Raw genomic sequence first — 5,549 nt, 5'->3', positions numbered from 1 at the left:
TTTGCACTTTCCGATGTAGCGGCGGTCGAACGGCTGGAAACGCAATTCGGGCCATGGGCCGTCGCCGGTCCGGCGCTTGAATACGGCATCCGCGCGCTTGCCGACATCGACTGGCAGGACACGATGCGGGCATTCCTTGCTGAAGCATCGGCGCGGCTCGATGCGCTATTCGGCCGCTTCGGCATTCCCGTTACGGGCGGCACCACACTGTACCGTTTCCTCCGCCTGCCGGATTCCGCCGATCTGTTTTCCGCACTCGGCGAGCGCGGCATCCTGCTTCGGCATTTTGCCGACCGGCCGCATGTCCTGCGCGCCGGCCTGCCGGGGAGCGAGGAGGAATGGCAGCGGCTCGAATCCGCCCTTGCCGAATGGGCGGCGCGGCGCGAGGATCAATCAAAGGGTTCAAAACAATGATCCATGTCTGCTCGCTGGCAAAGATCGAGGAAACGGTGGCCAGGACCGGCGCCGACCGCATGCTGTCGCTGCTTGCCGTCGGAACGGAGGTGGTACGTCCGGCGTCGATCGCCCGAGAAAACCATCTGCATCTGGTCATGCACGACATCGCGGTGGCGCAGGAGGGCATGACCATGCCGGGTGAGGATCATGTCCGCAACCTGCTTGATTTCGCGCGCCGCTGGGACCGGGCAAGGCCGATGGTCGTGCATTGCTATGCCGGCATCAGCCGCTCGACCGCCTCGGCCTACATCATCGCCGCCGCGCTGGCGCCGAAACGCGACGAAGCCGAACTGGCTCACACGCTGCGGACGCTGTCACCATCGGCGACACCCAATCCGCGACTGATTGCGGTGGCCGATGCCTTGCTTGATCGCAACGGCCGCATGATCGAGGCGATCGAATCGATCGGGCGCGGTGCGGATGCCTTCGAAGGCACGCCTTTCGCGCTCAAGATCGACCTGTAATCCCTCGGCCCGTGATTTTGACCCACGCCAACTCGGCCGCTAAGCACCATCGATCGTTCGCTTGAGTGGATTGATGCGACCGTTGGAGATTAGCCAAAGGACCCCCCGCTTTCGTCATCCACGGGCGGAGCAGGAGCGAAGCTCCGTCGCGCCGCGACATAGGTCGAAGAACGCAGCGGAGCAGAATTCTGTACTGCTGCTGCGCTCCGAGGTCGCGGCATGGATCCGGGGTCTGCGCCGCGTCGCTGCGCTCCTTGCTTCGCCCCAGGATAACGAGGGAGAAAGGCTTCGGCTAACCTGGGAGGAGTGCCATCTGGTCAGAATATCTGTGCCGAGCAACTATGCTATCTCAGCCAGTCGGCGAGCTTGGCCTTGCGAACATCCCTGAGCAGGCTGATGAAACCATCGGCCTGATATTCTGCCGTCAGCCGGCCTTTTTCGGCCGTCGCAATGCTGGCGTCGCCGACCACGCCGTTCGGGTTGAGATCGCCAGCGATCCAGGCAAAGGCGTGGGTGCCGGTGTGGCGCAGCAGCGAGAATTCCTCCTCGGCCTTGGCGACACTGGAAACGAAATTGTCGGCCTTACCCATGTCGACGAGGTCCGGCCGGAAATGCAGCATCAGCGAGGTCTCGACATCGCCGCCATGGATGCCGTGGCGGTCCTCGAGTTCGGTATACATGCCGGCCGGGCGGCCAAAACGCTGCCAGCTGGTTTTCACTGCCAGCATGTTTTCGCGCACGCGCAATTCACGTGTCACGATGCCCATGATCTCCTCGTTGCCGCCGTGCGAATTGACCACGATCAGTTTTCGCACACCGGCGCTCGCGATAGACAGGCCAAGCTCGGTCCACGCCTCGACCAATGTCGTTGCCGGCAAAGTGAGGGTGCCCGGCGCGTGAAGGTGCTCGTTCGACTTGCCCACCGCCTGCACCGGCAGGATGCGGATGTCGAGATCATCGGGCAGGCGCGAAATGACCGTATCGAGCATGCCGTTCATGATCGAAGTGTCGGTCGAAACCGGCAAATGCGGGCCATGCTGCTCGATCGCCGCCACCGGCAGCACGGCGATCGTCGTCTCCGGGTCGATCAAGGCGTATTCGGTGGTTCGGTAGTCGCCCCACCACACGCGTCTTTTTGCAACGGTCATGCCACGCCTCTTCAATGGATGAGTGAGACCTAGCGCGGGAAGGACGGCCTGTCGATCACCCCGCCGCGATCGCTTCGACCTCGACCTTGAATTCGGGCCGGGCAAATCCCGAGACGATCATCAGCGTCGAGGCCGGCGCGGGGCTCGAAAACAGCCGGTCGCGGACGTCCATGTAGGGCCGCAGATGGGCGCGGTCGGTGACATAAGCGTTGATACGGACGATGTCCTGCAGACCCAGGCCGGCTTCGCCGAGAATCGCCGCGATGTTTTGAAAGCAGAGCTCGGCCTGCCCGCCGGCGTCTTCCGGAATCTGGTCGTCCGCCGTGATGGCGACCTGACCCGAGCACAGCACCAGCCGCTTGCCCGCAGGCACCTCGACGCCGTGGCTGTAGCGGGCAAAGGGCGGCTTGATCGACTTCGGGGTAAGGAATTTGAACATCGCGATCTCCTGGATACCGTCAGCCTAAGGCCTGACCCATTACACCTTCAAGATGGCGGTGCATGTTGCCGGGGCGATTGTGGACAGGCGTTCAAAAAATAGGCACGATGCCTTCCGTACAGCATGACCCGTCCGCCCTTGGCATACCAATGTCGTTCAAGCGGGCGGTCCGGGCGCGAGGCGCCGGTGGCATGTGTCTTGCTTCTTGAATCTTTGCTGTCGAGCCTGGCGCGTGGCGTGCCGGAGCAAACAAAGGGGTGGTGTCGATGTACGGAAAACAGAAGATCTCGGTGGCGGTGGTTGCTCTGCTTGCGGCCAGCACGCTGGGTGCTGCCGCGAATGAAAAAGTCACCTTCGGCACCAACTGGTTGGCCGAGCCGGAACATGGCGGATATTATCAGTCCGTGGCGGACGGCACCTATGCCGCCTGCGGCCTCGACGTCACCATCCTGCAGGGTGGTCCGCAGGTTAGCGGCCGGCCGATGCTGCTTGCCGGCAAGATCGATTTCTACATGGGCGGCAATCTGCTGTCGGCTTTCGATGCCGTCCAGCAAGGCATTCCGATGCGTGTGGTGGCGGCGGATTTCCAGAAGGACCCGCAGGTCATCATGTCCCACCCCGGCGAGGGGCTCGACAAATGGGAAGACCTGAAGAACGCCGACCAGTACATCCTTGGCGACGAGGGCGTGCAGACCTTCTTCCAATGGATGGTCATCGAACTCGGCTTCGACGCCTCCAAGCGCGCGCCCTACACCTACAACACCGCTCCTTTCCTCGCCAACAAGAAGTCGATCCAGCAGGGCTACGTCACCTCCGAGCCGTTCGCGGTCAAGAAGGAGGGCGGCTTCGTGCCGAACCAGTTCCTGCTTGCCGACTATGGCTGGGACACCTACTCGACGACGATCGAGGTGATGCAGGACACGATCGACAAGAAGCCGGAGGTGGTTCAGTGCTTCGTCGATGGCTCGGCCAAGGGCTGGTACAAATATCTCTACGGCGACAACAAAGCCGCCAACGACATGATCAAGAAAGACAATCCCGACATGAGCGACGAGCAGATCGCGTTCTCGATCCAGCAGATGAAGAAGTTCGGCCTGGCCGATTCCGGCGACACCGAGAAGCTCGGCATTGGCGCCATGACCGACGCGCGGGTCCAGAGCTTCTACGACAAGATGGTCAAGGCCAAGGTCACGCCCGCCGGCATCGACATCAAGAAGGCCTACACGCTGACCTTCGTCAACAAGGGCGTCGGGCTTGAGCTGAAGAAGTAGGCCGGTCCAGGCATGATAAGGGAAAAAGTGGCGCCTGCGCCGGCTGCGTCGGGGACGGCCTCGACGCTTCTGGCGCTGCGTGGCGTCGGCAAGGTGTTTTCCAACGGCGTGACGGCGCTCAGCGATGTCGACCTGACGATCCGGGAAGGCGATTTCCTCAGCCTGCTCGGGCCGTCGGGCTGCGGCAAGTCGACGGCACTGCGGCTGATCGCCGGCCTGTCGACGCCGACCTCCGGCGTGCTCGATTGGCGCGGCGGCGGCGCGCTTGACCGCTCGAACATCGGCTTCGTATTCCAGGAGCCAACGCTGCTGCCCTGGGCCAGCGTGTTCGACAATGTCTGGCTGCCGCTTCGGCTGAAGGGCATCAGCCGCGCCACGGCCGCGCCAGCGGTGACGGAAATGCTGGCGCGGGTTCATCTGACCGGCTTCGAAGATGCGGTGCCGCGCGAATTATCCGGCGGCATGAAGATGCGCGTCTCGATCGCGCGAGCGATGGTCACAAAACCGCGCGTGCTGTTAATGGACGAGCCGTTCGCGGCACTCGACGAAATCACCCGCTTCAAGCTCAACAATGATCTTCTGGAACTGTGGCAGGACGAGCGCTTCACCGTCGTCTTCGTCACCCACAGCGTCTTCGAAAGCGTCTTTCTCTCCAACCGCGTCGTCATCATGGCGGCGCGGCCGGGCAGGGTGTTCGACGAACTCGCCATCGAGGCCACCTATCCGCGCGACGAGGTGTTTCGCACCTCGCCCGACTACGCGGCACTGTGCCGTCAGGCCTCCGATGTGCTGGTCAAGGCCATCAATTCAACGGCAGGCGCGCATCATGACGGCCATTGACGAGCGCGTGCTCAAACTCGACCCCGAGGAAGCGCGCCGCGTGCGCCAGGAGCGGTTCGAGCGGATCGGCCGCTGGGTGCTGCCGCTGGCGATCATGGTCCTGGCGATCTGGCTGTGGGACCGCATCTGCGTGTGGAACGCGATTCCGCAATACATCCTGCCGCGTCCCGGCGTGGTGCTGTGGACGCTCTACAACGATGCCGCACTGCTGTTTTCCTCACTGCTGGTCACCTTGCGCATCACCTTTCTCAGCCTGCTCCTTGCCGTTGTTGGCGGGGTCGGGCTGGCGGTGCTGTTCGCGCAATCGAAATGGGTCGAGATGTCGTTCTTCCCGTTCGCCATCGTGTTGCAGGTGACGCCAATCGTGGCGATCTTTCCGCTGATCAACATCTATGTGAACGACCAGACGACCAAGCTTCTGCTGTGCGCCTGGATCGTTGCCTTCTTTCCGATCCTGTCCAACACCACGCTTGGCCTCAACTCCGTCGACCGCAATCTGCTAGATATGTTCAAGCTCAATGGTGCGACGCGCTGGCAGCAGCTGCGCTATCTCAGGCTGCCGGCGGCGATGCCGTATTTCCTCGGCGGGTTGAAGATAGCCGGCGGCCTGTCGCTCATCGGCGCCGTGGTGGCCGAGTTCGTCGCCGGCACCACCGGCCAGTCGTCTGGCCTTGCCTCGCGCATCATCGAGGCCGGCTACCGGCTCAACGCGCCACGGTTGTTCGCAGCGCTGTTCTTGATTTCGCTCACCGGCATTTTGATCTTCCTCGTGCTGTCGCTGATTTCGCATCTCATCTTGCGGCGTTGGCACGAAAGCGCACTGAAGCAGGAGCGCTAGGGTGATTGAAGAAGGGTCGGCGCAAAGCACCCCCCTCTGGCGGCGGGGGCCGACCACCCCCCCAAGCGGCGGCCGGCGGGGGTGGGTTTGTTT

General features: G+C 62.8%; 6 protein-coding genes and 1 pseudogene. 5 read left to right on the top strand and 2 right to left on the bottom strand.

What is annotated here, in order from left to right; all coding sequences use genetic code 11:
- Together NKJ06_RS34100 and NKJ06_RS34095 are read left to right on the top strand one after the other, a co-directional pair.
- Nucleotides 1–414, top strand: a pseudogene (locus NKJ06_RS34100) (threonine-phosphate decarboxylase CobD); the annotation flags it as partial.
- Nucleotides 411–920: a tyrosine phosphatase family protein gene (locus tag NKJ06_RS34095; protein WP_352812318.1), complete on the top strand. Its 510-nt coding sequence runs from the start codon at nucleotides 411–413 to the stop codon at nucleotides 918–920. The pseudogene NKJ06_RS34100 and the gene NKJ06_RS34095, both read left to right, overlap by 4 nt.
- A gap of 344 nt (nucleotides 921–1,264) precedes the next feature.
- Here NKJ06_RS34095 and NKJ06_RS34090 read toward each other — a convergent pair whose 3' ends face one another.
- Together NKJ06_RS34090 and NKJ06_RS34085 are read right to left on the bottom strand one after the other, a co-directional pair.
- Complete coding sequence (locus tag NKJ06_RS34090) at nucleotides 1,265–2,068, bottom strand: creatininase family protein (RefSeq protein WP_352812316.1); 804 nt, start codon at nucleotides 2,066–2,068, stop codon at nucleotides 1,265–1,267.
- Between the two features lie 55 nt (nucleotides 2,069–2,123).
- Nucleotides 2,124–2,507, bottom strand: a complete 384-nt coding sequence (locus NKJ06_RS34085; protein ID WP_352812314.1) for a RidA family protein — start codon at nucleotides 2,505–2,507, stop codon at nucleotides 2,124–2,126.
- 266 nt (nucleotides 2,508–2,773) lie between these two features.
- Here NKJ06_RS34085 and NKJ06_RS34080 point away from each other — a divergent pair, with 266 nt between their 5' ends.
- From NKJ06_RS34080 to NKJ06_RS34070, 3 genes are read left to right on the top strand one after another with little or no spacing between them, the layout of a single operon-like run.
- Nucleotides 2,774–3,778, top strand: a complete 1,005-nt coding sequence (locus NKJ06_RS34080) for an ABC transporter substrate-binding protein (protein ID WP_352812312.1) — start codon at nucleotides 2,774–2,776, stop codon at nucleotides 3,776–3,778.
- A gap of 12 nt (nucleotides 3,779–3,790) precedes the next feature.
- Nucleotides 3,791–4,618: an ABC transporter ATP-binding protein gene (locus tag NKJ06_RS34075; RefSeq protein WP_352812311.1), complete on the top strand. Its 828-nt coding sequence runs from the start codon at nucleotides 3,791–3,793 to the stop codon at nucleotides 4,616–4,618.
- Nucleotides 4,605–5,456, top strand: a complete 852-nt coding sequence (locus NKJ06_RS34070; RefSeq protein ID WP_352812309.1) for an ABC transporter permease — start codon at nucleotides 4,605–4,607, stop codon at nucleotides 5,454–5,456. Before NKJ06_RS34075 ends, NKJ06_RS34070 begins: the two co-directional genes overlap by 14 nt.
- The last annotated feature ends 93 nt before the right edge of the window (nucleotides 5,457–5,549 follow it).

This window comes from Mesorhizobium sp. M0293, from assembly GCF_040321735.1.
In the GTDB taxonomy this organism is placed as follows: Bacteria; Pseudomonadota; Alphaproteobacteria; order Rhizobiales; family Rhizobiaceae; genus Mesorhizobium.
The sequence above is the reverse complement of the archived record's forward strand: the minus strand, read 5'-3'. Positions and strand labels throughout refer to the sequence as shown.

Excerpts from the sequence above, each read along its gene's own strand:
- NKJ06_RS34095 (WP_352812318.1), top strand. The coding sequence starts at position 411 with ATGATCCATGTCTGCTCGCTGGCAAAGATCGAGGAAACGGTGGCCAGG.
- NKJ06_RS34090 (WP_352812316.1), bottom strand. The coding sequence starts at position 2,068 with ATGACCGTTGCAAAAAGACGCGTGTGGTGGGGCGACTACCGAACCACC.
- NKJ06_RS34085 (WP_352812314.1), bottom strand. The coding sequence starts at position 2,507 with ATGTTCAAATTCCTTACCCCGAAGTCGATCAAGCCGCCCTTTGCCCGC.
- NKJ06_RS34080 (WP_352812312.1), top strand. The coding sequence starts at position 2,774 with ATGTACGGAAAACAGAAGATCTCGGTGGCGGTGGTTGCTCTGCTTGCG.
- NKJ06_RS34075 (WP_352812311.1), top strand. The coding sequence starts at position 3,791 with ATGATAAGGGAAAAAGTGGCGCCTGCGCCGGCTGCGTCGGGGACGGCC.
- NKJ06_RS34070 (WP_352812309.1), top strand. The coding sequence starts at position 4,605 with ATGACGGCCATTGACGAGCGCGTGCTCAAACTCGACCCCGAGGAAGCG.